This window comes from Thalassobaculum litoreum DSM 18839 (assembly GCF_900102465.1).
In the GTDB taxonomy this organism is placed as follows: domain Bacteria; phylum Pseudomonadota; class Alphaproteobacteria; order Thalassobaculales; family Thalassobaculaceae; genus Thalassobaculum; species Thalassobaculum litoreum.
In genome coordinates this window covers 213,385-236,708 of record NZ_FNBW01000007.1, presented here as the reverse complement: position 1 = coordinate 236,708, position 23,324 = coordinate 213,385, and the positions used below count along the sequence as shown (strand labels likewise).

The following is a 23,324-nucleotide window of genomic DNA, read 5'->3' as shown; positions in this document are numbered from 1 at the left end:
CAGTAGGCTGTCGATCCCCCGATCCCGGACAGGCTATCACAGACGGCGGGCCGAAATCAGGAACTCGATATTGCCCTCGGGCCCGGTGATCGGCGACGGCACGATTCCGTCGATGGCCCAGCCGCCGATGCCGTCGAGCCAGGCCCGGATGTCGTCGCAGACTGCCGCGTGCACGTCGGGATCGCGGACCACGCCGCCCTTGCCGACCTGGGCGCGCCCGGCCTCGAACTGCGGCTTGATCAGCGCCACCATCCGGCCGCCCGGCTTGACCATGGCGATCGCCGCCGGTAGCACCGTCTTCAGCGAGATGAAGCTGGCGTCGCAGACCACCATGTCCACCGGGTCGGGCACATGCTCGGCGGTCAGGTGCCGGGCGTTGGTCTTCTCCAGCACGATCACCCGGTCGTCGTTGCGCAGCTTCCAGGCCAGCTGGCCGTGGCCGACATCGACGGCATAGACCTTTGCCGCCCCGCCCTGGATCAGCACGTCGGTGAAGCCGCCGGTCGACGCGCCCACATCGATCGCCACCGCGCCCGTCGGGTCGATGGCGAAATGTTCCAGCGCATGGGCGAGCTTCAGGCCGCCGCGCGAGACCCAGGGGTGGTCCTGTCCCCGCACCTCCAGGGCGATGTCCTCGGCCACCTGCTGGCCGGCCTTCTCCAACTTGCGCTCGCCGGAGAACACCTTGCCGGCCATGACCAGCGCCTGGGCCCGGGTGCGGGACTCCACCAGGCCGCGGTCGACGAGAAGCTGATCGAGGCGCCGTTTCATGGGGTCGGTCGGAGGGAAATCGCTGTGTCTGTCATGCGGCTCACCTTACAGATCCGCGGCACCGGGGCCAGCCCAAGGATGCCGCAGACCGCAGCCTGCCGCATTTCATCCAGAACCGGCCACCGCCCTGCCGCGTTGCCCCGATACCGATATCGAGGAACGAGTGCGGGAGGGTTGAGGCGATCGCCGATCGGAACGACACACGCGGATCCGGCGGCCTCGGCGGCTTTCTGGCCCGCGCCGCCCTGCCCCTGCTCGGGCTCGCCCTGCTGGCGGCGGCGGTTCACGGCATTCTCCTGCGCTTTCCCCTGCCCGCGCAGCATCTGCCGTTCAAGCCGCTGGACCTGGAGCGTCCGATCGGCCTGGCGACCGGCCTGCAGCTCGCCAATCTGAAGGACGATCTGGATCAGTGCCTCGGCGTGATCGGGGCCTCGGCGCTCGAGGTCCGGGCGATCCCGCCGCGCAAGACCGGGGAGTTCTGCGGCTTCACCGACGCGGTGCAGATCCTGCAGTCGACCGTGCCCTATTCCGGGCCGGTGCGGCTGACCTGCCCGATGGCGGCCGGGCTCTACCTGTGGGAGCGCGAGGTCGTCGCCCCGGCTGCCGAGAAGCACCTGGGCAGCCGGGTGGTGCGGGTCGACCATCTGGGCACCTATTCCTGCCGCCGGATCGGCGGCGGCACGACCGGCCGGCCGAGCGAGCACGCCACCGCCAACGCCATCGACATCGCCGGCTTCCGGCTTGAGGACGGTCGCCGCATCACGCTGGCGAGCGACTGGTCCGACGGCAGCGACGCCGAGCGCGCCTTCCTGCGCGCGGTGCGCGACGGCGCCTGCGACCTGTTCCGGGTGGTGCTGGGACCGGACTACAACGCGGCGCATCGCGACCACTTCCATTTCGACATGGGCCGATTCGGCACGTGCCGGTGACAGGGAAGGCTGGCGCGGCGGTCGGCTATCGGCGCGGTGTCCAGCCCCGAGGCCCCGGCCGCGGCAATCCCGTCTAGAATGCGGATCGAGGGCCGAACCGCAGCCCCGCTCTGAAATCCACCACCGCTCGAAGGGAGCAGGACGATCGCCGAACCGACGGGACCACGCATCTCCGGCGGATTTTCAGGAGTCCCGGTACGCGCCGCCCTGGCGGCGCTGGCTCTCTTCGTGCTGCTCATCGCGGGCTGCGGGACCGTGGAGCGGTCCCCGGTGCCGGACGCGAGCACCCCGGTCGGACCGCTGGACCTGGAGCGGCCCGTCGGTCGCGCCACCGGGCGCCAGCTCCTCGCCCTCAAGAACGATCCCGATCGGTGCCGGGCGACCCTGGCCGCCTCGCGGCTCCAGGTACGCGCCCTGGAGAACCGACGCAACGGCGCGTTCTGCCACTATTCCGACGTGGTGCAGATCCTGCGCTCCACCGTCCCCTATTCCGGCCCCGTGCATCTGACCTGCCCGATGGCCGCCGCCCTCTATCTCTGGGAGCGGGATATCGTCGCCCCGGCCGCCGTGAAATATCTCAGCAGCCGGCTGGTGCGGATCGACCATATGGGGACCTATTCCTGCCGACGCAGACAGGGTGGCTCCAGCAACCGTCCCAGCGAGCATGCCACGGCGAACGCCATCGACGTCTCCGGCTTCCGCCTGGAGGACGGCCGGCGGGTCACGGTGCTGGGGGACTGGAGCCAGGGGACAACCGCCGAGCGAGCCTTCCTGCGCGAGATCCGGGACCGCGCCTGCGGTCTGTTCCAGGTGGTGCTCAGCCCCGACTACAACGCGGCGCATCGCGACCACTTCCATCTCGACATGGGGGATTGGGGCGTGTGCCGGTGAGGCGGTGAAAGCGCCGCGTGACGGAGCGACGGAGATCCATCACCACCGCCCCAGCTGCCGCCTCTCTGGATCCCAGCGCAAGCCCGGGAAGACGGTTCGAGCAACGAACCCACCGAAGCGAGCGAACGTGATCTCCCGAGCGCGTTAACCGTTTGAAGTCCCGCTCCTCAGCGTCGACAATCGGGCAACCGTCACCATAAGGCGAGACCCATGCTGCAGGACCGATACGGCAACAGCCTCTCCACCGATTCCAACGCCGCGCGCGACGCCTATGTCGACGGCCTCGACCGCTTCCTGGCCGCCCAGTCCGGGGCCGAGGGAGCGTTCGAGGCCGCCGTCGCGGCCGACCCCGATTTCGCCCTCGGCCAGATCGGCCTCGCCCGCATCCGCCAGGCCATGGGCCAGGGCCACGACGTCTCCGGTCCCGCCGGCCGGTCAGCGCAGCTCGCCGAGGGGCTGAGCGAGCGCGAGGCCGCCCATGTGACCGCACTCGGCCTGCTGGTCTCCGGCCAGGGGCCCGCAGCCTACAAGGCGATCCGCGCCCATCTGCTGGACCACCCGCGCGACGCCCTGGTCGCCCAGACCTGCACCGGCGTGTTCGGACTGATCGGCTTCAGCGGCCAGCCGGGACGCGAGGCGGAGCAGCTCGCCTTCACCGCCGGCCTGGCGCCGCATTACGGCGAGGACTGGTGGTTCCTGTGCCAGCACGCCTTCTCCCAGGTCGAGGCCGGGCAGACCGGCCCGGCGACGGCGACCATCGAACGCTCCATGGCGCTGAACCCGCGCAACGCCCACGGCGCCCATATCCGCTCCCACGTCTATTACGAGGCGGGCGAGACCGCGGCCGGCTACGGCTATATCTCCGACTGGGTGCGGGACTACGACAAGTCGGGCCAGCTCCACTGCCACATCTCCTGGCACATCGCGCTCTGGGCGCTGGAGCAGGGCGATTTGGAGACCATGTGGCGGGTCTACGACGCCGACGTGGCGCCTTCCAGCGGCGAGGGGTCGAGCGGCGCCTGGGGACCGCCGGTGAACGTGCTGACCGACGCCGCCGCCCTGCTCTACCGCGCCGAACTGGCCGGGGTGGAGGCACCGGCGGCGCGCTGGCAGGCGGTCAGCGCGTATGCGGCGCGCTGCTTCCCCAACCCGGCCATCGCCTTCGCCGACGTGCATGCGGCGCTGGCCCATGCCATGGCGGGGAACGGTGCGGCGGTGGCCAGGATCGCCGCCGAGGCCAAGGGGCCCGCGGCCGATATCGTACGCGAACTGGCCGAGGCCTTCGCCGCGATGGCGGCCGGAAACTGGGCCGAAGCGGAGACGCATCTCGCCCGCACCATGTCGAGCCACGAACGCATCGGCGGCAGCCGCGCCCAGCGCGACCTGGTGGAATACGCGCTGCTGAACGCCTTGCTGAAACAGGGCAAGGCGGAGGAGGCCCGGCTGCTGCTGTCGACCCGGCGGCCGCTCAAGGTGGCGAGCGCGGCGGTGAAGGGGTTGACCTGAGGGGGGCGGAAGGCCTTCCCTTCCCTCTCCTCACCCCGTCTTCCCGGACTTGATCCGGGACCCAGAGCGGCCACAGCCGGAAAAGCGGGCCTCTGTTCTGCGACGCTCCAGCACGCCGAAAGCCGGGCCCCGGCTCAGGGCCGGGGAGACGGCAAAGGGTGACGGTGCTGCAGCAACGAATAAGGGCGCGACCCGGTGAGAGCGCGCCCCTGATCCGACGGACCCCGAAGGCCCTAAGGCGTCACTCCGCCGCCTCGTCCAGCGGCGGCTCGATCACGCCGGTCTGCGAGGTGATGATGCCGTAATGCTCGATCCGGCGGTGCTTGGCGTAGTTGAACACCGTCTCCTTGCCCATCTTCGCCAGGTCCAGGTCGCAGGCATAGGTGATCAGCTCGTCGCCCAGGGACGACGCGAGCGCCACCATCTCGCCCGAGGGCTGCACGATGCAGGAGCCGCCGATCAGCATGCAGCCGTCCTCGATCCCCGCCTTGGCGGTGCCGATGACGAAGCAGGAGTTCTGATAGGCGCTGGCCTGCATGACGATGTGGTTGTGGAACATCCGCAGGTGGTTCGGCTCCGGCGCCGACGTGTTCACGTCCGGGGTGTTGTAGCCGAGCATGATCACCTCGGCCCCCTTCAGCGACATCACCCGGTAGGTCTCCGGCCAGCGGCGGTCGTTGCAGATCGCCATGCCCATGATGCCGCCCATGGTGCGCCAGACCGGGAAACCGAGATCGCCCGGCTCGAAATAGCGCTTCTCCAGGTGCTGCCACGGACGCTTGCCGTCGTACTCGGAATGACCCGGCAGGTGCACCTTGCGGTACTTGCCGACGATCTTGCCGGTGTCGTCCACCAGGATCGCGGTGTTGAAGCGGTGGCCGTCCTCGGTCAGCTCGGCGTAGCCCAGGTAGAAGCCGATGCCGAATTCCTTGGCCTTGTCGAACAGCGGCTTGCACTCCGGCGTCGGCATCTCGCCGCGCTCGTAGTGCATGTCCATCTTGGAGATGTCTTCCTCGTAGTAGCGCGGGAAGAAGGTGGTCAGCGCCAGCTCGGGAAAGACAACCAGGTTGACGCCCCGGTCCTTCGCCTGCTTCAGCAGCTCGATCATCCGGTTCACCGCGCTCACCCGGCTCTCGTCGGGGGCGATCGGGCCCATCTGGGCGGCTCCGATGTTAATGATCCGGCTCATTGCGCGTCAGTCCTCGAAAGATGGTTGGGTTCACGCGCGTAGTCTAAGGGGACCATCGGGCGGCGTGAAGAACCCTTCGGCGGGTCGCGGCGAGGCCGTCAGCCGAGATCGACCAGCCGCTCCGCCACTGCCGCCAGGACCTCGTCGCGGCTCCGCACCGTCCCGGGAATCCGGTCGAGACCGAGCATCGACCGGGTCAGGGGGTCGTCGGCGTCGATGATCGGCATCTTCTGGTTCGGATCCGAGGCGCGCTCGTAGGACGGATGGCCCGGCGGCACGAAGATCAGGTTGGCGGTGACGAGTTGCTTGCCGCCGGGCAGGGCCGCCGGGTGCTTGGGGTTTCGGCCGATATAGCGTGCCGCGATCACCAGCGGGCGCAATCCGACGTCCATCAGCGCCCGCAGGGCGACATCGCCGCTGGTCTTCCCACCCCCGGGGCATTGCGCCAGGAACACGCCGGTCGGCTTCAGCACCGTGACGAACAGGCTGGCGTAGTAGCGCAGCGCGGTCTCGCTGAACTCGGTGAGGTTGGCGTTGGAGGTCACCACGTCGTAGCGGCGCGCGGCCAAGTCCTCCAGGCGCCACCAGGGGAAATGCTCGGCCCGAGGGCGCCGTTCGACGGTCAGGGATTCCGGCTTCTCGTAGTTGACCAGGATCTCCTTGTGCTGCGCGCGCATCGTCTCGAAATCGATGCCGCCGAGATCCAGCGATCGGCTGTCCAGTTGCGCGTGGTCGAGGAAACGGGTGCCGTAGACGTGCCGGTTCACCAGGCTCTGCAGTAGGTAGAAGCTCTCGGTCGCCTCCACCTGGTCGTACCGCTCGACGCCGGGGTCCTTGGCCAGGAAGAAGGAGAGCAGGCCGCTGCCCGGCCCGATCTCCAGCACCGTCTTGCGCTCGGGAATGCCGCGCAGCTTCAGGGCGATGGCGTATTGCGACAGCATGCCCGACAGCGGGATCGGGATCTCGGCCGAGGGAAACTGGGTCAGGAAGAACCGGGCGTAGTCGACGAAGGCGTCGAGCAGTTCGGCCATGTCGGCATCGCTCAGCCCGCCCAGCTCGGCGACGAAATCGTCGAAGCGGTTGTTGTGCATGACGTCGAGGAGGATCACCAGATCCTCCATCGACTCCACCCGGGTCAGGAACCCGGTCGACTCGAAATACTCCGGCGCATGGATGCCGGTCTGGCGCAGCGAGCGCATGGCCCGCTTCGCCAGGGTCTCCGACAGCCGGTAGGACGCCGCGTCCACGCCGTTCAGCCCTCGGTCTTGCCGGCCTCGATCTTGCCGGTGATCGGGTTGAACGGGGTCGGGAACTTGCCCGAAGGCTTGATGTAGTCGTAAGGCGCCCGCGCCAGAAACTGGCCCCAGCCGGCCTCGCAGCCGACCTCGCCGTCGTTCCAGACCACCTTGCCGCGCGACAGGGTCACCGCCGGCCAGCCCGTCACCTCCATGCCCTCGTAGGGGGTGTAGTCGGTGTCGTGGTGCAGCATGTCCTGGGTGACGGTCTGCTTCTTCTCGGCGTCCCAGATGACGATGTCGGCATCGGCGCCGATGCCGATCCGGCCCTTCTTCGGATACAGGCCGAACAGCTTGGCCGAGTTGGTCGAGGTCAGGGCGACGAAGGTCTGCAGGTCGATCCGGCCCTTCGCCACGCCCTCGGAGAAGGTGATCGGCATCCGCGTCTCCAGACCCGGCACGCCGTTGGCGATCTGGCTGAACGGCGCGTTGTCGCCGGCCCAGAACTTCCCGTCCGGCGCGTCGATGTTGTACGGCGCGTGGTCGGAGGTGACGTTGCCGATGGTGCCCATGCGCACGTGGTTCCACAGCGCCTGCTGATCGGCCACCGAGCGCGGGGCCGGCGAACACAGGACACGGGCGCCCTGACGCTGGTCGCCGTCGAGATCGTCGGCGGTCAGCACGAAATACTGCGGGCAGGTCTCGGCGAAGACCTTCACGCCGCGCGCCTGCGCCCGGCGGATCTCCTCGGCCGCCTCCTCGCAGGTCACGTGGAAGATCTGGATCGGCAGGTCCATCAGTTCGGACAGCATGATGATCCGCTGGCAGGCCTCGCGCTCGACCAGCGGCGGCTTGCACCAGGCGTGATACTTGGTGTTGCCGAAGCCGTTCCCGACCAGCTTCTCGGTCATGTACATGATCGCGTCGTGGTTCTCGGCATGGACGCAGACCAGTGCCTGATGCCGCCGCGCGGTCTCGAAGATCCTCAGGATCTGCTTATCGTCCACCCGGTTCTTCGGGTAGGTCATGAACAGCTTCAGCGACCGGTGCCCGGACTCGATCAGCTCCGGGATCTCGGTCTCCATCACCTCGTCGGACGGGTCGTTGAGGATGATGTGGAAGCTGTAGTCGATACAGGCCTGCTTCGCCTTCTCGTGGTAGTCGGCGACCATGTGCTTCACGCCCTTGCCCTTCTCCTGGGCGGCGAAGGCGATGACGGTGGTGGTGCCGCCGCAGGCCGCGGAGCGGGTGCCGCTCTCCCAGGTCTCGGCGTTCTGGCCGCCGCCCGACGACGGCTGCTGGATGTGGCAGTGGCTGTCGATGCCGCCCGGCAGGACGTAGCGGCCGGCGGCATCGATGGTGCGCGCGGCGGAGCCGGAGAGTTTCTCGGCCAGGGCGACGATGCGGCCGTCCTTGATGCCGATATCGGCCTGCTGCGTGTCGGCCGCGTTGACCACGGTCCCGCCCTTGATGATGACGTCGTACTCGCTCACCTGTGTACTCCCGGAAAATCGGTTGATCCTTGCCGAAAGTTAAGCACGCCTCGCCGGGTCAGCCCATAGGCGCAATGGCTCAACCCGTCGCTTTGACGAGGAGATCGGCCGCCTCGCGCAGCAGTTCCGCCTTGGCCTCGGCGTAGCGGGTGCGGTCCGCCTCCGACGGGATCGAGCCGAGATTGGCGTCGACATTCAGCAGGATCGATCGGCAGGACGCCTCCAGCAGGTTGGCGCCGGCATAGACGTCGCTCAGAATCGTCGGCCGGCAGATCGCCCGCGCCTCGGTCGCGATCATCAGCCCGGCCACGCAATGGGCGGCGGCGGCCACCGGCACGGCGGTGGAGGTGAGCGCCGCCTGCCCCATGGCGGCCTTGCGGGCGGCGATCTCCGCCTCGGTGCCCTTCGGCATCTTCAGGGTCGCCATGTAGGTGGAGAAACAGTCGATATCCGCCACCAGGCTGGTCTTCATCTCGGCGATCACGGTACGGCCGCGCTCGATCAGCGCGGTGAAGGGAGCGGGGTCCTCCGCCTTCTTGACGGACACCTCCAGCGCCATCACCACCAGCGCCATGCCGGCGGCGGCGGTGTAGGCGCTGACCGAGCCGCCGCCCGGCACCGGGGCGTCGCTGGCGATGGCGTCGAGAAAGCCGCCGATGGGTTGCTCGAAGGTCGCGTCGGTCATCACGGATGCCCCTGCAGTCTCATGCATTTCAGAAGGTTGGCGAAGATGATCGCCGAGGTCACCCGGCCGACCCCGCCCGGCACCGGGGTGTAGGCGGCCACACCCTCGGCCGCCTCGGCATCGAAATCGCCGACCAGCTTGTCGTCCTTGTAGGCGATGCCGGCGTCCAGGATGACGTGGTCGGCGGTGACGTTGCCGGCGTTCAGCAGGCCCGGCCGGCCGGTGGCGGCGAAGACGAAGCGGCACGGCGCGATGGTCGCCGCCAGATCCGTGGTGCGGCTGTGGGCGACGGTCACGGTGGCGCTGCGGTTGATCAGCATGGCGGCCAGCGGCTTGCCCACGGTGGGGCCGCGTCCGACCACGGCGACCCGCTCGCCCGAGAGCCCGCCGACGGTCTCGGCCAGCCGGATGCAGGCCTGCGGGGTCGCGGGACAGATCGCCTCGGCCTCGCGGCCCTGCTGGATCAGGCCCTGGTTCAGGGTGGTCAGCCCGTCCACGTCCTTCTTCGGATCGAGGATCGACAGCACCCGGTCGTGGTCCAGCCCGTCGCGCACCGGCAACTCGATCATCACGCCGTGGATGGATGCGTCATCGTTTGAGGCGCGGATCAGCGCCTCGAACGCCGCCTGATCCTTGTCCGGGCCGAACTCCACCACCTCCATGGCGATGCCGAGATTGCCGGCCTGCTTCACCTTGGAGCGGACATAGGACAGCACGGCCGCGTCGTCGGTGGCGACGATCACCCGGATCGTGGGCTCGACGCCTCTCGCCTTGTGCGCCTCCACGCCGGCCGTCACCTCGGCCTTGATGGCGTCGACAATGTCCTTGGCTTCGATCTTCATCGCTTACCCCGTGCCTGCTCCGCGATCATGCAGATCGCATAGCGCGCCTTTTAACGCGGCCTTGGTGCAGGCGCGACCCCCGGTGTCGGAGATGGGGTGAAGCGACGGTTCGTCAGCCCCGCCCGGCGAGCCGGATGACCAGCACCAGGACGATGCCGTAGAGCACGTGGCCGACCAGGGCGACCCAGGTGATGCCGGTGAAGTTCAGGAAGAACGGCAGCCCGGCGATCGCGGTGATGCCGCCGATGGCGAAGACCCACAGGCCGAAGCCGTAGACCGCCGCCGGCAGGAACCAGCCGCCGATGCCGCCCAGGACCTTCTCCCAGAGGGGCTTGAAGATGAACAGCCAGCCGACCGGATAGCCGATCAGGCCGACCAGATAGAAATGCACGAAATAGCCGGCGAAATCGCCGTTCGGCAGCCCGAAGGTACCGAGCAGGCTCTTGGCCAGACCGTGGGGCGACAGGTTGGCCCAGCCGAGCGCCGGGCTGACGAGCTGTCCCCACAGGTCGAAGGCCATGGTGGCGACGGCGCCGGCGAGGAACATCAGCCCCACGGTGGCGGCGGTCAGCGGCGGGACGGTCGGGCGGCTGTCGGTATCGGTGGTGGCCATGGCGCTGCGGGCTCCTGCGTTGCGGGCGTCGATCGCATCGACGTCCCGCCCCTAATGAGCCGCACCCGCGGTCGGTTACAATCACCTCGCACGGTCTTCAACCGGTTGTGACGGGCGGTGAGCGTCGGCCCACCGCCCGTGTCCGTCCTACTCCCGGGTCTCGAACACCATCGGCGTCATGGTGTCGATGTCGCGGCCGGCCCAGTCGCGCTGGCGCACGCCGGAGATGGTGATCTCCTGAAACGCGTTCAGCTTGGCCGACACGTCGGCCACGTCGATGCTGTCGACCTCGCCCTTGGAGACCACCTTCTGGCCGTGCACCCAGACATCCTCCACCGCGCGGTCGCCGGCGGAGTAGATCAGGCTGCGGATCGGGTCGCGCAGCGGCTGCATGTAGGGATGGCCGCAATCGACCACGGTGAAGTCGGCCTTGCAGCCCACCTCCAGCCGGCCGATGTCGTCGCGGCCGATCAGAGCGGCCGCCCCCGCCGTCGCGGCGTAGAAGATCTGCTCCGTGGTGGCGTTGGTGAAGTCGCCGGCCATCAGCCGCCCGGCGATCATCGCCACCTCCATCTCGTGGATGAAGTTGTGCGGGAAGGTGTCGGTGCCGAGGCCGAGCGGGATGCCCGCCTCCATGTAGCGGCCGACATGGTTCAGCGCGATGCCGCGGCGCCAGAACACGTTCGGGCAATGCGCCACGCCCGCGCCCGAGGCGACCAGCCGACCGAAATCGTTCGCCTGCGGCCAGTGCAGCCAGGGGTGATCGTTGAGGAAGATGCCGTGGGCGACGATGGTGCCGTCGGTCAGCACGCCGAGATCGTCCAGCCACTCGATCGGCGTCATGCCGTGGCGGCGGGTCATCTCGTTGAACTCGACCACGCTCTGGGCTGCGTGAATGTGCATGGTGATGCCCCGGTCCATCGCCTCCTTGTGGGAGGCCTGGATCAGCTCGGCGGTGCAGGTGTCGATCTGCGACGGGCCCATCATGCCGGACATGCGGCCCGAGGGGTGGGCGTCGGCCTCGTCGATGGTCGCGATGGCCCGCTCCATGGCCCGCTCGCCGGCGGCCTCGTCCCAGTCGTAGACGACGGAATGGCCGTCCTTGGTGGTCCAGGCGGCCGAGCGGTACATCGGGCAGAGCACGCCGCGGATGCCGGTCGACGCCACGTCCTCGACCCAGCCGTCGCGCGCCATGGACAGGTCGCAATAGGTGGTCACGCCGCTCTTCAGCATCTCGTGGATGGCGAAGCGCATGGCCGGGCTGGCGCCCTCGGGCAACATGCGGAAGACCGGCATGTACTCGTAGAGCGAGGACTGGCCGAGCTTGGGCGAGCCCAGCTCCTCGTTCAGCCCCTTGTTGCCGGGTTCGGAGGCAGGGTGGGAATGGACGTCGATGAAGCCCGGCATAACCATCTTGCCGGCCCCGTCCAGGGTGACGTCGGCCTCGCCGTCGAAGCCCTTGCCCACATGGATCAGCGCGTGGTCGCGGAAGGCGATGTCGGCGCCCTTCAGATAGACATGGCCGCCGGTGCCCTCGGCACCGCCGTCGGGATCCCAGGCGATCACCCAGTCGCAATTCTTGATCACCGTCGTGCGGCTCATGGTCTTCCTCATTCTCGATTGCAGTTCCGGCTCGATTGCAGATCCGGTCGGCGGGGGCTCCCGCGGCGGCAGCGAGTGTGCGGGGCGGGACCGGCCGCGTCAAACCGGAGAAATCGCCTTAAGTGACGTCGGGTCACCGTTGACAGGCCGGCGCCGTCTTCCGACCGTTCGCGTCTCGACAACCTGCCAACGGAACTCTGGCATGACCGCTTATCCCACCCTTCTCGACACCGCCCTGCCGGTCGACGGCCGCACCCGGCGCCTGCTGCGCGACGCCGGGCTGGCGCTCGCCGGCTCGGTGCTGCTGACGCTCTCGGCGAAGACGCAGATCCCGTTCTATCCCGTGCCGATGACCATGCAGACCTTCGTCATCATGGTCCTCGGCATGGCGCTCGGCCCGCGCCTGGGGGCGGCCACCGTGATGCTGTACCTGGCCCAGGGCGCGCTCGGCCTGCCGGTCTTCGCCGGGACGCCGGAAAAGGGCCTCGGCCTCGCCTATATGGCCGGGCCGACCGGCGGCTATCTGATGGGCTTCGTCGCCGGTGCGTGGCTGTGCGGCGCGCTGGCCGAACGGGGCTGGGACCGGTCCTGGCTGAAGACGGTCGCCGCCGCCGGCCTCGGCCATGCGGCGGTGTTCGCGGTCGGCTTCGCCTGGCTGGCGGTGCTGGTCGGCGCGGAGACGGCGTTTGCGGCCGGCGTGGCGCCGTTCTGGGCGGCGACGCTGCTGAAGACCGCGCTGGCGGTGGCGGTTCTGCCGCCGGCCTGGGCGGTGCTGCGGAAGGTGCGGGGGTAACCTCCGCCCCCTCCCCACCCTTTCCCGTCTTCCCGGCCGTGCGCCGGGATCGCGGGAAGGGGCCGATGCGGCGCCGGGGATCGATCTCCGGCGCTCCATCGCGCGGCGGTCGGGGTCCCGGCACAAGGCCGGGAAGGGGGAAAGGTGCTGGGGCGAGGGCTCGCGCCTACGCCCCCCCTGCTGCCTAAGCCGCCTCGCCCTGGCGGTCGTAGGCCAGTGCGCCGCCGAGCACCGTCAGGTCGCACTGGGCGTCGATCCAGGCTTCCGGCTCGGTGGCGAACAGGTCGGTGTCGAACACCGCCACGTCGCCGAGCCTGCCCACTTCCAGCGTGCCCTTCAGCCCCTCCTCGAACGAGCCGTAGGCGCCGTTCACGGTGTAGGCGCCGATCGCCTCCTCCACGGTGATCCGCTCCTCGGGGCCGATCACCGTGCCCCGCGAAGTCTTGCGGGTGACCATGTTGTAGATGCCGCGGAACGGGTTGGTCTGGGACACCGGCCCGTCGGAGCTGCCCGAGGGGTGCAGGCCGGCATCGATCCAGCTGCGCATCGGATAGCTCGCCGCCGGCCGCTCCGGGCCGAGCGCGTCGAGATACAGGTCTCCGAACTCGTACAGGAAGATCGACTGCGGTGCCGGCAGCACGCCGGCCTTGGCCATGCGGGCGATCTGGTCGGTCGACAGGAAGCCGCAATGCTCGATCCGGTGGCGGCGGTCGGACTGGACCTGGTTGCCGATCGCCTTCTCGTAGCCGCTGAGCACCTGCTCGATCGCCGCGTCGCCGATGGCATGGGTGGCGATCTGGAAGCCGCGGGCGTGGTAGTCGGCGATGTAGCCGTGGATCTCCTCGTCGCCGTAGATGAAGATGCCGAAATTCTCGGAATCGTCGGCATAGGGCGAGGACATGGCCGCGGTCTTGCCGCCGGCCGAGCCGTCGGCGAACAGCTTCATCGGCCCGGTGCGGACCCACTCGTCGCCGTCGCCGGTCATGAAGTCCATGTCGAGGATGCGGTCTGGCCAGCCGGTCGCCCCCGCCAGCGGCATCAGATACATGCGCTGCGGCAGACGGCCCTGGCGGCGGGCGAAGAGATAGGCCTGCCAGTCGCGGTAGCCCTCGCGCAGGCCGACTCCCGGATCGGTGCAGGAGGTGAAGCCGTAGGACAGGTTGAGTTTCGCGCCGGCCTCGATGCCGTCGACGAAATCGTCCATGCCGGCCTTCGGAAAGGCACGATACACGAGCTGCTGGGCGGTCTCCTGCAACAGGCCGGTCAGCTTGCCGTTCTGCGCCTCCACATGGCCGCCGGCCGGATTGGCGATGCCTTCGCGGACCTGCGCCAGTTCCAGCGCCTTGGAGTTGGCCACGCCCATATGGCCGCAGGTGCGCTTGATGTAGACCGGGTTGTCAGGCGCCACCATGTCCAGCTCTTCGCGCAGCGGATGGCGCTTCTCGGCCAGATTGAAGTGGTCGTAGCCGCGGCCCATGATCCACTCGCCCGGCGCCAGGGTGTCGGCCCGCGCCTTGATCGCGGCCAGAATGTCGCCGATCGAGGTGATGTCCTCGCCCTTGAGGTTGACCTCCAGGGTGCCCATGCCGACGGCCATCATGTGCTGGTGGGCGTCGTTCAGCCCCGGCACCGCGAGGCGGCCGGCGAGGCCGATCTTCTTCGTGTCCGGACCGATCAGGTCGGCGATCTCCGATGCCGTGCCGGTGGCCAGGACCCGCCCCTGCCAGATCGCCACCGCCTCGGCGAAACCGAGTCCGGGGCCAAGAAAGACCTTTCCGCCCGACAGGACGGTATCAGCGGCCACCCGCGTCATGCACGCATCTCCTAGAATCTAGAATGGGGTATCCAAGTCGGCCGAACGACCGAAGCGGCCCCGTCGCACGGACGGGGCCGAAGATCGTTCACGACCCAGCTTGCTACCGGATCGGGACCCGGCCCGGAGGCCGGATCAGGACCCGGCTCGGTGGCCGGGTCAGGCGTCGTAGCCCGGGCTGTAGCGGTCCATCATCCGGCGCATCGCCGGCCAGGCGCGCTCGCCGAACGGCTTGGAGCCGTCGCCCCAGAACTGGTCGGCGGTGTGCTGGCAGACCTCGTCGGACGGGATGATCAGCTCCTGGCCGGTCTGGGCGGAGAGCTGGGCGACGCAGGCATGCTCCAGGTTCTGCAGGATCTCGAACGCCTCGCCGATGGTGCGCCCGCAGGCCAGCAGGCCGTGGTTGCGCAGGATCATGGCGTAGCGGTCGCCGAGATCGGCCTGCAGGCGCTCGCGCTCGTCCAGGTCCAGGGCGATGCCCTCATAGGTGTGGTAGGCGAGATGGTCGCCGTAGAACATCATCGCGTTCTGGGTGATCGGCAGCAGCCCTTCCTTCTGGGCCGAGACCGCCATGCCGGCGCGGGTATGGGTATGGGCGACGCACATCACCTCCGGACGCGCCATATGCACGGCGGAGTGGATGGTGAAGCCGGCCTCGTTCACCTCGAAGGGCGTGTCCATGACGGACTTGCCCTCGGTGTCGATCTTCACCAGCGACGACGCGGTCACCTCCTCGAACATCAGCCCGTAGGGGTTCAGCAGGAAGTGATGGTCCGGTCCCGGAAGGCGGGCCGACAGGTGCGTGTAGATCGAGTCGGTCCAGCGGTAGAACGCCACCAGGCGGTAGAGACAGGCCAGATCCACACGGATCTGCCATTCCTCCTCGCTCACCTGCTCGCGCACTGACGGGATTTCTGCCTCATAGGCAAGGGCCATGGCGGCCTCCTCGGCTGAGGGACGGGAATTCTAGGGTTAGCGCCGAGATTGGCGGGTGCCGCGGGGACGGTCAATCCATCAAAGTTCCGACCATAGTGCCAACACTTTGCGTGGCGCCAGTCTTGCGGTTTCCTTGACACGAACCGCAAAATATTGATGATTCAGGACGAATCCGTGCTCCCCAGTGGCGAGAGGCCGATCCGCATGGCGCAGCGCCGCCCGCTCCTTCTCCTGGCCATCGCGACCGCCCTGCTGTCCGGCTGTTCCTCGGTCGGCAGCATCGGCGATAGTCTCGGCGGCAGCACCCCCGAGGACCGCCTGGCCCCGGCCCCGGCGCCGATCTACGCCGCCGGCGACACCTTCGTGTACACCGAGAACGGGCAGCCGACCCGCGAGCAGGTGGTCTCCGTCGCCCCCGACCGGGTGGTGTGGACCAACGACAGCGGCCTGATCTGGACCAAGGACGCCGCCCTGGTCACCCCGCAGCTGCGCTGGTCGTCGCATCCGGAGCTCGGCCGCGGACAGCAGACCATCATCGGCTCGCCCGAACAGCTCTTCCCGCTGCAGGAAGGCAACGTGATCGCCTACTCCGTGCGCGGCTCGGCCGAGAACGCGCCGGCCGGCTGGCAGGAGGAGCACCGCTGCGCCGTCACCGGTCAGGAGGACGTGCAGGTCCCCGCCGGCACCTACACGACCTTCCGCATCGACTGCCAGCGCAAGGACTTCCTGGACAGCTACTTCTATTCGCCGGTGGTACAGAACTACGTGCTGCGGGTCCGCGATTTCGGCACCGGCCAGTCGCGCAAGGAGCTGCTGTCGGTGACCCTGGCCAACGACCGCACCCGCGAGCTGCCGGCCACCGTCGCCGCGACGCCGAACCCGGTGGACGGCCCGACCGTGCAGCAGCCGGTCACCCCGCCCGTCGCCGTCATGGGCGCCGCCCCGACGCCGGCGATGGCCCCGGACAGCATGGCCAAGGAGCCGATGGGCACCGAGGCCGAGCGGGCCGACGCCCTGATCTCGCGTCTGGAGGACGTGGTCTCGCGCCTGGAGAAGGTCGCCGGGCTGGATGCCGGCGGCGCCGCGGCTGCGGCCGGCGGTTCCACCGCGCCCCGGACCGCGGCCGCATCGGGCGGCGGGTCGTCGGGACCCTGGGCGGTGCATCTGGCGTCCTACCGGTCCCAGCGCTCGGCGCAGACGGGCTGGACAGTCCTGCAGCGCCGGTTCCCGGCCCTGGGGGACAAGAAGATGGTCACCAGCGAGTTCGACCCGGGCAACGGGCGCGGCACCTATGTGCGGCTGATGGCCCAGGGCTTCCCGAACCGCGACGCGGCCATCCGGTTCTGCGCCCCGCTGAAGGGGAAGGGCCAGTTCTGCGACGCCCGCGGCCCGCTGCCCTGACCTGTACCGTCAGACCACCGGGACGTAGTCGTACTCGCCCACGCCCTGCATGATCAGGAAGCTGACCGAGGTCTCGCCCGCGTTGGTCACCAGGTGCGGCCGGCCGGCGACCACCTCGTAGCTCTTGCCGGGGACCAGCTCGACGGATTCCTTCGGGTTCATCAGGTAGATCCGCAGCGTCCCCTCCAGCACGTAGAAGGTGTCGCCCACATTGGTGTGGGTGTGCCACGGCACCTTCTGGGTCGGCGACAGTCGGATCTCCTGAATGCGGAAGCCGGGGCGCTCCAGATGCCGCGCCCGATACTCGGCCTCGTAGAGGTGGTCGGCGTCCTTGACCGCTTCCATGGCGGATCTCCCTTTGTGCTGTTGGGCTTGCCCTACCCTACCGCGCCGCGCGCCCGCATCCAGCCCCGGATCAGCGACAGCAGCACGAAGCCGGCGCAAATGCTGGCCATGTAGAGCATGAGCCCGGTCGGCACCCACGCCTCGATCGCCCAGCCGGAAAGCGGCGGGCCGAACAGGTTGGCCAGCTCGAAGGTCATGACGAAGGCGGCGTTGGCTGCGACCAGCTCGCCGCCGCGGTAGCGCTCGCCCAACATGGTGACGCCGACGGTGTAGAGCCCGAAGCTGCAGCCGCCCCAGATAAACAGGATCGGATAGGCTGCCAGGGAATCCGCCCACAGCAGCCAGGCCACCAGCCCCGGACAGGCGATGCAGATCGTGCCCAGCACCAGCAGCATGCCGCGCCGGTTCACCCGGTCGGCGATCCAGCCCAGGGGGATCTGCAGCGCCACGTTGCCGGCGAACACCGCCGTCAGCAGCGTGATCGCCGTCTCCGACGGCATGCCGAGGCGGATGCCGTAGATCGGCAGGAAGGTGAAGAACGCGGCGTCGATCAGCCCGACGGTCAGCACGGCGGCGAAGATGGTCGGCGCCTCGCGGGCCAGCCGGATCACGCTGCCCTTGGTCTCCAGCGCCAGGGGCGGCGCCAGCTTGCGGATCAGCGCCAGCGGCAGCGCGGTCAGGGCGGTGACCGCCGCGATGGTCACGAAGGGTGCGGGCCCCTGGGTCCCGATCAGGGTCAGGATGAGCGGCCCGAGCGCGAAGCCCGATGCGATGGAGGTGATGTAGATCGACATCACCAGCCCGCGCCGCCGCTCGCTGACGATGGCGTTCATCCAGGTCTCGCTGACCACCCAGTGGATCGAGACCCCGGCGCCCATCAGGAAGCGCAGGACCATCCAGGCCCAGAGATTGTCGATGAAGGCCATGGCCAGGGCCGACAGCGCGGTCAGCAGCAGGCCGCCGACCATGGCCGGACTGGCGCCGAACCGGCGGACAAAGACGGTCGCGTTGGGCGCGACCACCAGCACGCCGAGCGAGGTCATGGCGGAGTTGATGCCGATCATGACCGGATCGACCTGGCGCGCCTCCAGGGTCACCGCGATCAGCGGCACGAAGCCGCCGACCGCCAGGCCGATCGCCATCGAGGAGGCGTAATGCGCCAGCAGGCTGCGCATCACCTGGGCCGGCGACAGCGTGCCGTCCCGGTCGTCCCCGGTTTGCTTCATGGCCCCGGTTGGCGTCATGACCGGGTCACGCGCCGGCGGCTCATGGATAGGTGCAGCGTTCGGCCGCCACCTGCGCGAAGCCGCGCGCACCGGCCTTCACCAGGAAATGGTGCTCCACGCCGTCATGGACGACGGACTGCTGCAGCGGCAGGGTGCCCGCGACCTCGGTGCGCTGGCCGTCGATCCGGGTGAAGACCAGGGTGACCGGCTTGTGCGGATCGAACCAGGCCTGCGGCAGGCCGGCGTCGGTGACCTCCGAGTCGCCGCTGCCGGTGACCGCCACCGCGTCGTTGGCGAAGGTGACCGAGGTGTTGGCGCCGTCGTACAGCGGGGTGCGGACCAGGAAGCGCTTGGTCTCCACATCCTCGCAGTCGCGCTTCTCCTCCGCCGACTTGATGTAGAACGCCAGGCGCTGGGGATCGACCCCGGCCTGCAGGCGCTCGGACACCAGGTCCAGCAGCTCGCGCCGCGCGCCGGTCGGCACGTCGGCGTTGTAGCGCTTCTCCCATTCGTCCAGGGCGAGCTTCGCGCGTTCGACCTCGACCCGCAGGTTGGCCGCCTCCTGCTCGCTGGCGGCGCGAGCCTGCTCGAACTCCAGGAGCTGTTCCTGATGCATGCGGCGCTGACCCTCGATGTCCTCCGCGCCGAACTCGTAGGACACCGTGGCCGCCGCCAGAACGACGCCGATATAGATGACGAAGCGGATCACGCCGCTCCACACCCGACGCCGATAGCGCCGCTCGCTGTCGTAAAGGCTCATATGCTGTTTCCTCGCCGAGGGAAGACCGAGTTTGCCACTTCCCCGCCCGCGCCGGTGTTCTAGCCGGTCACGCCGCCCGGGTGAAGGGGGACCAAGGCGACGGGGTGGAACGAGCGGGTGAAACGACGTGGTGGAACGATCGGGTGATCCTCCTTTCCCATTGGGGCAGCCGTGTGTCACTTTCCGCCCCATGTCGATCAGCCCCAAGCCTCCCGTATCGGCGCCCGATCGGGCTCCCGCCGCCGTCGCCCGTGCCGAGGATGTCTCGGAGAACGCGGTGCGCGGCATCGGCCTGCTGATCACCGCGGAGCTGCTGTTCGCCACCATGGACACGCTGGCCAAGATGCTCGGCCAGGAGATGCCGGTGCCGATGGTCGCCTGGGGCCGCTACGCCTTCCATCTCGGCTTCATGCTGATGTTCTTCCCCGGCCGGCGGCTGCTGCCGCTGCTGCGGGTGCGCCAGGTCAAGCTGACCCTGCTGCGCGGCGTCCTGCTGCTGACCGCGACGATGAGTTTCTTCACCGCCATCCGCTACATTCCGCTGGCCGATGCCGTGGCGATCGGATTCGTCGCCCCGCTGTTCGTCGTCGCCCTGTCGATCCCGATCCTCGGCGAGACGGTAGGCCCGCGGCGCTGGGCGGCGGTGCTGATCGGCCTGGTCGGCGTGGTGGTGATCGTGCGGCCGGGTTTCGCCGACGTGCACTGGGCCTATGGGCTGATGATCTTCATGGCGTTCATCTTCGCGGTCTTCGTCATCGTCACCCGGATGCTGACCCGCACCGAGGAGACCCTGTCGATCCTGTTCTACGCCGCGCTGATGGGCACGGTGGGCACCTCGCTCATGCTGCCGTTCTTCTGGCAGACCCCGACCTGGGAGCAGCTCGGGGTGATGGCGGCGATGGGGGCGATCGGCGGCGTGTCGCAATGGCTGATGATCAACGCCTACAAGGTGGCGACGGCCTCGACCCTGGCGCCGTTCCAGTACGTGCAGATCACCTTCGCGGCGTTCTGGGGCTATGTGGTGTTCGGCGACATTCCCGATATCTGGGTGATCTGCGGCGGCTCCATCGTCGTCGCCAGCGGCCTCTACGTCATCCACCGCGAGGCGACCTTGGCGAAAAAGGGGTAACGCAACCCACTCTCCCCTTCCGTCTTCCCGGCCCTGCGCCGGGACCCAGACGTCGGCGTGATGGAACGCCGGAGGCCAATCACCGAAGCCGCGGCTGCCCTTTTCCTGGATCCCGGCGCAGGGCCGGGAAGACGGGGAGGGGAAATAGGGAATCGACCCTCAGCCGCTGTCCGGCGGTCCGAGGATGTCGTAGGAGAGGTCCCGCCAGTCCGGGTTCTGCTGCTCGATCAGATCCAGCTTCCAGTCGCGCCGCCAGCGCTTGAGACGCCGTTCGCGGATCAGGGCGTGGTCGAGACGCTCCTGCTCTTCGACATAGACCAGCCTGGTGACGTCGTTTCTCGACGTGAACCCCGCCAGCCGCTTCTCCCTGTGCTCGCGGATGCGCCGCGCAAGGTCGGTGGTCAGGCCGACATACAGCGTCCCGTTCCGACGGTTGGCGAGGATATAGACCCAGACTCTCATGTGGTGAGCCATGGGAGGGCGTGAGCGTCTTTCCCACGTTCCCCTCCCCGTCTTCCCGGCCTCGCGCCGGGATCCAGACGTCGGCGTGATGGAACGCTGGAGGCCAATCACCGAAGCCGCGGCTGCCCCTCTCCTGGATCCCGGCGCAGGGCCGGGAAGACGGGACAGCGAGGCTGGGAAAACGGCGTAGCGAGGCTGGAAGACGGGTGGGAGCGGAGGCGTGTCCCCTTACGCCGCCGCTTCGTTCTTACCGCCGTCCTTCTTGCCGCCGTCCTTCTTGCCGCCGACGCTGAACACCGTCAGCAGCGACACCACCATGAAGCCGGCGATCACGTAGAACACCAGGGCCGGCTCGCCGCGGTCGAGCAGGAAGCCGAACATCAGCGGGGCGACGATCCCGCCCAGGCTGAAGCCGGTCGACACGAAGCCGAACACCTTGCCCATCGATCCCGCCGGGGTGACCGAGCGCACGATCATGTCGCGGCTCGGCATGATGATGCCGTGGGTCAGGCCCTGCAGTGCCATCAGCGTCACCAGCATCCAGATCGGCAGCGCCACCGTGCCGACGATCAGCACCGCCACCGCCGTCGCCAGGAAGCAGCAGGCCGCCACCCGGTTGTGGTTCGAGGTGCGGTCGGCGATCACCCCGCCCAGCAGGATACCGAGCGAGGAGCCCACCAGATAGAAGGTCAGGCCCAGATTGGCGGAGTCCACCGGCGTGCCGTGCACCCGGTTCAGGGCGGAGACCAGGAAGTTGTTGATGCCGCCCGAGCTCAGCGCCAGCAGCAGGAAGAACAACAGGCACATCAGGATCGCCGGGTTCAGCATGATCGACCCGCCGGCGCCGGCGGCCGTGCCGTCGCCGCCCTTCTTCTTGCGCTTGTCGGAGCCCGGCGCGTGCTTCAGCGAGCGGCCGAACACCACCAGCGCCAGGGCCGCTACCATGCCCGCCGCGCCGCAGGCGGTCACCCCGGCCTGCCAGCCGAATTCCTGGGCCAGCCAGACGATGGTCATCGGCACCGCCGCGAAGCCGGCGAAGCCGGTGAAGGTGTGCAGCGAGAAGCCGCGCCCCATGCGCTTCTCCGACACCGAGGCCGACAGGATCGCATAGTCGGCCGGGTGATAGACCCCGTTCGCCGCCCCGGCCAGTACCATGCAGGCCAGCATCGCCCAGTAGGTGCCGGTGATGCCGATCAGCACGAAGGCGAGGCCATGCGCCGCCAGCCCGCCGATCAGGATCCATTTTGCCCCGACCTTGTCGACCAGATAGCCGAACGGGATCTGACTCACACCCGTCGCCGCGTTCGCCACCGTCAGGATCAGCCCGAGCTGCACGTAGCTCACGCCGAACGCGTCCTTCAGGATCGGGAACAGCGGCGCCAGCAGCAGGATGTAGAAGTGGCTGAAGAAATGGGCGGTGCCGATCAGCGAGATGACCTTCATGTCATCGCGGAACGATCCGGCGTCCTCGACGGTTGTGGTTGCGGCGGTCATGGGGGCGGTCGACGAATAGTTGGCTGGGCAACGAAAGTGCGCCCGGATCGGCCCAAGGGTCAAGGGGTCGGGTCAAGAGGGCGGGTCGAGGGAGTCGGGCCCCAGCGGCCGGCAAGACGCTTGCTCCGTCTCCCCTCCCCCGGTAGGGGAAGGCGATGAACCGGACCGTCGTCGTGCTGGGATTCGCCGTGCTGCTCTCCGTCGCCATCCTGTGGGCCGGCGGCATCGGGCTGGTGTCCTACCGCCAGTGGCACGACACCCATGTCCGCATCGAACGCAAGCGCGACGCCGGGAAGGCGGAATGCACCAAGACCTATGTCGAGGAGGACGCCAAGATCCGCTGCATGCACCTGTTCGACACCCAGTACGTCATGGAGATCAACATCGCCCGGGCGACCCGGGTGCTGATCGCCGCCGGACCGCTGGTCGGCCTGCTGATCGCGCTTCTGGTCGCCTGGCGCTCGGCGAAGGCGCGGGCCGGCGCCCAGGCCCTGCGCGACCGCTCCGCCGCCCGCCGCCGCGCCGACCGTACCCCCACCCGGCACGAGACCGACCCGACATGAGCCGCACCCGTGCCGACGAGCCGCCCCGCGCCTGGCAGCGCATGCTGAGCGGCCGCCGCCTCGACCTGCTCGACCCTTCGCCCTTCGACGTGGAGATCGAGGACATCGCCCACGGCCTGTCCCGGGTGGCGCGCTGGAACGGCCAGACCTCCGGCGCCTGGGCCTATTCCGTGGCCCAGCACTCGGTCCTGGTCGAGCGCATCGCCACCGGCATCGACGGCACCCTGGCGCGCAAGTGGCGGCTGGCCGCCCTGCTACATGACGGGCCGGAATACGTGATCGGCGACATGATCACCCCGTTCAAGGCGATCATCGGGCCGGACTACAAGACGGTGGACAAGCGGTTGTCGGCGGCGATCCACATCCGCTTCGGCCTGCCGGCGGAACTGCCTGCCACGGTCGAGAAACTGATCAAGCGGGCGGATCGCGTCGCCGCCTATTTCGAGGCGACCCAGATCGCCGGCTTCGATCCGGCGGAAGCGCGCAGGATTTTCGGCGCGCCCCGCGTCAAGCAATCGGTCACAATCGACCCGGTTGGCCCGGAAGATGCAAAGACGCTTTACTTGAAAAGGTTTCGCATGCTGGCAGGGGTTCCTGCCTCCAAGAACGGCGGCGTGCATGATAATTAAGGCAAGGGCAAACTAAT

At 68.6% G+C, this 23,324-nt stretch carries 23 protein-coding genes; 8 read left to right on the top strand and 15 right to left on the bottom strand.

Translation table 11 applies throughout. The annotated features are described in order from the left end of the window. Positions 1-36 precede the first annotated feature (36 nt). Positions 37-771, bottom strand: a complete 735-nt coding sequence (locus BLS34_RS13255) for a TlyA family RNA methyltransferase (protein ID WP_093150959.1) — start codon at positions 769-771, stop codon at positions 37-39. Positions 772-1,190: 419 nt separating this feature from the next. Here BLS34_RS13255 and BLS34_RS13245 point away from each other — a divergent pair, with 419 nt between their 5' ends. The 3 genes from BLS34_RS13245 (at position 1,191) to BLS34_RS13235 (ending at position 4,097) form a co-directional block, all read left to right on the top strand. After that, positions 1,191-1,700 carry an extensin family protein gene (locus BLS34_RS13245; RefSeq protein WP_245565587.1) on the top strand — a complete coding sequence of 170 codons (510 nt, stop codon included), beginning with the start codon at positions 1,191-1,193 and terminating at the stop codon, positions 1,698-1,700. 270 nt (positions 1,701-1,970) lie between these two features. After that, on the top strand, positions 1,971-2,591 hold the full coding sequence (locus BLS34_RS13240) for an extensin-like domain-containing protein (protein WP_215906103.1): 621 nt from the start codon (positions 1,971-1,973) through the stop codon (positions 2,589-2,591). Positions 2,592-2,801: 210 nt separating this feature from the next. Continuing rightward, on the top strand, positions 2,802-4,097 hold the full coding sequence (locus BLS34_RS13235) for a tetratricopeptide repeat protein (protein ID WP_093150954.1): 1,296 nt from the start codon (positions 2,802-2,804) through the stop codon (positions 4,095-4,097). A 241-nt stretch (positions 4,098-4,338) separates the two neighbouring features. On the opposite strand, the gene BLS34_RS13230 is transcribed toward BLS34_RS13235, so the two are convergent. The 7 genes from BLS34_RS13230 to BLS34_RS13200 form a co-directional block, all read right to left on the bottom strand. Then, the gene (locus BLS34_RS13230) at positions 4,339-5,286 is read right to left on the bottom strand and encodes an N-carbamoyl-D-amino-acid hydrolase (RefSeq protein WP_028794146.1); all 948 of its coding nucleotides are present in this window, start codon (positions 5,284-5,286) and stop codon (positions 4,339-4,341) included. A 98-nt stretch (positions 5,287-5,384) separates the two neighbouring features. Beyond that, entirely contained in the window at positions 5,385-6,533 is a 1,149-nt protein-coding gene (locus BLS34_RS13225) for a hypothetical protein (protein ID WP_093150952.1), read from the bottom strand. Positions 6,534-6,538: 5 nt separating this feature from the next. Then, positions 6,539-8,014 carry a dihydropyrimidinase gene (gene hydA, locus BLS34_RS13220; protein WP_093150950.1) on the bottom strand — a complete coding sequence of 492 codons (1,476 nt, stop codon included), beginning with the start codon at positions 8,012-8,014 and terminating at the stop codon, positions 6,539-6,541. 79 nt (positions 8,015-8,093) lie between these two features. Next, complete coding sequence (locus tag BLS34_RS13215) at positions 8,094-8,699, bottom strand: cyclodeaminase/cyclohydrolase family protein (protein WP_175474220.1); 606 nt, start codon at positions 8,697-8,699, stop codon at positions 8,094-8,096. Continuing rightward, positions 8,699-9,541 carry a bifunctional 5,10-methylenetetrahydrofolate dehydrogenase/5,10-methenyltetrahydrofolate cyclohydrolase gene (locus BLS34_RS13210; RefSeq protein WP_093150945.1) on the bottom strand — a complete coding sequence of 281 codons (843 nt, stop codon included), beginning with the start codon at positions 9,539-9,541 and terminating at the stop codon, positions 8,699-8,701. The genes BLS34_RS13215 and BLS34_RS13210 overlap by 1 nt, the downstream gene beginning before the upstream one ends. Positions 9,542-9,653: 112 nt before the next feature. Then, positions 9,654-10,154: a hypothetical protein gene (locus BLS34_RS13205; RefSeq protein WP_093150943.1), complete on the bottom strand. Its 501-nt coding sequence runs from the start codon at positions 10,152-10,154 to the stop codon at positions 9,654-9,656. A gap of 147 nt (positions 10,155-10,301) precedes the next feature. Continuing rightward, entirely contained in the window at positions 10,302-11,756 is a 1,455-nt protein-coding gene (locus tag BLS34_RS13200; protein WP_028794140.1) for an amidohydrolase family protein, read from the bottom strand. Between the two features lie 202 nt (positions 11,757-11,958). Between BLS34_RS13200 and BLS34_RS13195 the strand changes: the two genes are divergently transcribed. Beyond that, on the top strand, positions 11,959-12,549 hold the full coding sequence (locus tag BLS34_RS13195) for a biotin transporter BioY (protein ID WP_093150941.1): 591 nt from the start codon (positions 11,959-11,961) through the stop codon (positions 12,547-12,549). A gap of 184 nt (positions 12,550-12,733) precedes the next feature. On the opposite strand, the gene BLS34_RS13190 is transcribed toward BLS34_RS13195, so the two are convergent. Together BLS34_RS13190 and BLS34_RS13185 are read right to left on the bottom strand one after the other, a co-directional pair. After that, positions 12,734-14,362 (bottom strand): amidohydrolase, encoded by a 1,629-nt coding sequence (locus tag BLS34_RS13190; RefSeq protein WP_093150939.1) that lies wholly within the window; start codon positions 14,360-14,362, stop codon positions 12,734-12,736. 159 nt (positions 14,363-14,521) lie between these two features. Then, a complete protein-coding gene (locus BLS34_RS13185) occupies positions 14,522-15,298 on the bottom strand; it encodes a class II aldolase/adducin family protein (RefSeq protein ID WP_093150938.1) in 777 nt (258 codons plus the stop codon). Positions 15,299-15,502: 204 nt separating this feature from the next. On the opposite strand from BLS34_RS13185, the gene BLS34_RS13180 reads away from it, so the two are divergent. Further along, the gene (locus BLS34_RS13180) at positions 15,503-16,699 is read left to right on the top strand and encodes an SPOR domain-containing protein (RefSeq protein ID WP_093150936.1); all 1,197 of its coding nucleotides are present in this window, start codon (positions 15,503-15,505) and stop codon (positions 16,697-16,699) included. Positions 16,700-16,708: 9 nt separating this feature from the next. On the opposite strand, the gene BLS34_RS13175 is transcribed toward BLS34_RS13180, so the two are convergent. The 3 genes from BLS34_RS13175 to BLS34_RS13165 are packed head-to-tail and all read right to left on the bottom strand — an operon-like array spanning position 16,709 to position 19,030. After that, positions 16,709-17,044, bottom strand: coding sequence for a cupin domain-containing protein (locus BLS34_RS13175; RefSeq protein ID WP_093150934.1), 336 nt, complete (start codon positions 17,042-17,044; stop codon positions 16,709-16,711). Positions 17,045-17,076: 32 nt separating this feature from the next. After that, positions 17,077-18,270, bottom strand: coding sequence for an MFS transporter (locus BLS34_RS13170; protein ID WP_175474219.1), 1,194 nt, complete (start codon positions 18,268-18,270; stop codon positions 17,077-17,079). 40 nt (positions 18,271-18,310) lie between these two features. After that, complete coding sequence (locus BLS34_RS13165; RefSeq protein WP_028794134.1) at positions 18,311-19,030, bottom strand: hypothetical protein; 720 nt, start codon at positions 19,028-19,030, stop codon at positions 18,311-18,313. A 190-nt stretch (positions 19,031-19,220) separates the two neighbouring features. Here BLS34_RS13165 and BLS34_RS13160 point away from each other — a divergent pair, with 190 nt between their 5' ends. Then, complete coding sequence (locus BLS34_RS13160; protein ID WP_028794133.1) at positions 19,221-20,159, top strand: DMT family transporter; 939 nt, start codon at positions 19,221-19,223, stop codon at positions 20,157-20,159. 159 nt (positions 20,160-20,318) lie between these two features. Here the strand turns inward: BLS34_RS13160 and BLS34_RS13155 are convergent, their stop codons facing one another. Beyond that, positions 20,319-20,621, bottom strand: a complete 303-nt coding sequence (locus BLS34_RS13155; RefSeq protein WP_093150929.1) for a GIY-YIG nuclease family protein — start codon at positions 20,619-20,621, stop codon at positions 20,319-20,321. 228 nt (positions 20,622-20,849) lie between these two features. Next, entirely contained in the window at positions 20,850-22,115 is a 1,266-nt protein-coding gene (locus tag BLS34_RS13150) for an MFS transporter (RefSeq protein ID WP_051244503.1), read from the bottom strand. A gap of 155 nt (positions 22,116-22,270) precedes the next feature. Between BLS34_RS13150 and BLS34_RS13145 the strand changes: the two genes are divergently transcribed. Further along, on the top strand, positions 22,271-22,678 hold the full coding sequence (locus BLS34_RS13145; protein WP_093150927.1) for a hypothetical protein: 408 nt from the start codon (positions 22,271-22,273) through the stop codon (positions 22,676-22,678). Beyond that, the gene (locus BLS34_RS13140; protein WP_093150925.1) at positions 22,675-23,307 is read left to right on the top strand and encodes an HD domain-containing protein; all 633 of its coding nucleotides are present in this window, start codon (positions 22,675-22,677) and stop codon (positions 23,305-23,307) included. Before BLS34_RS13145 ends, BLS34_RS13140 begins: the two co-directional genes overlap by 4 nt. The last annotated feature ends 17 nt before the right edge of the window (positions 23,308-23,324 follow it).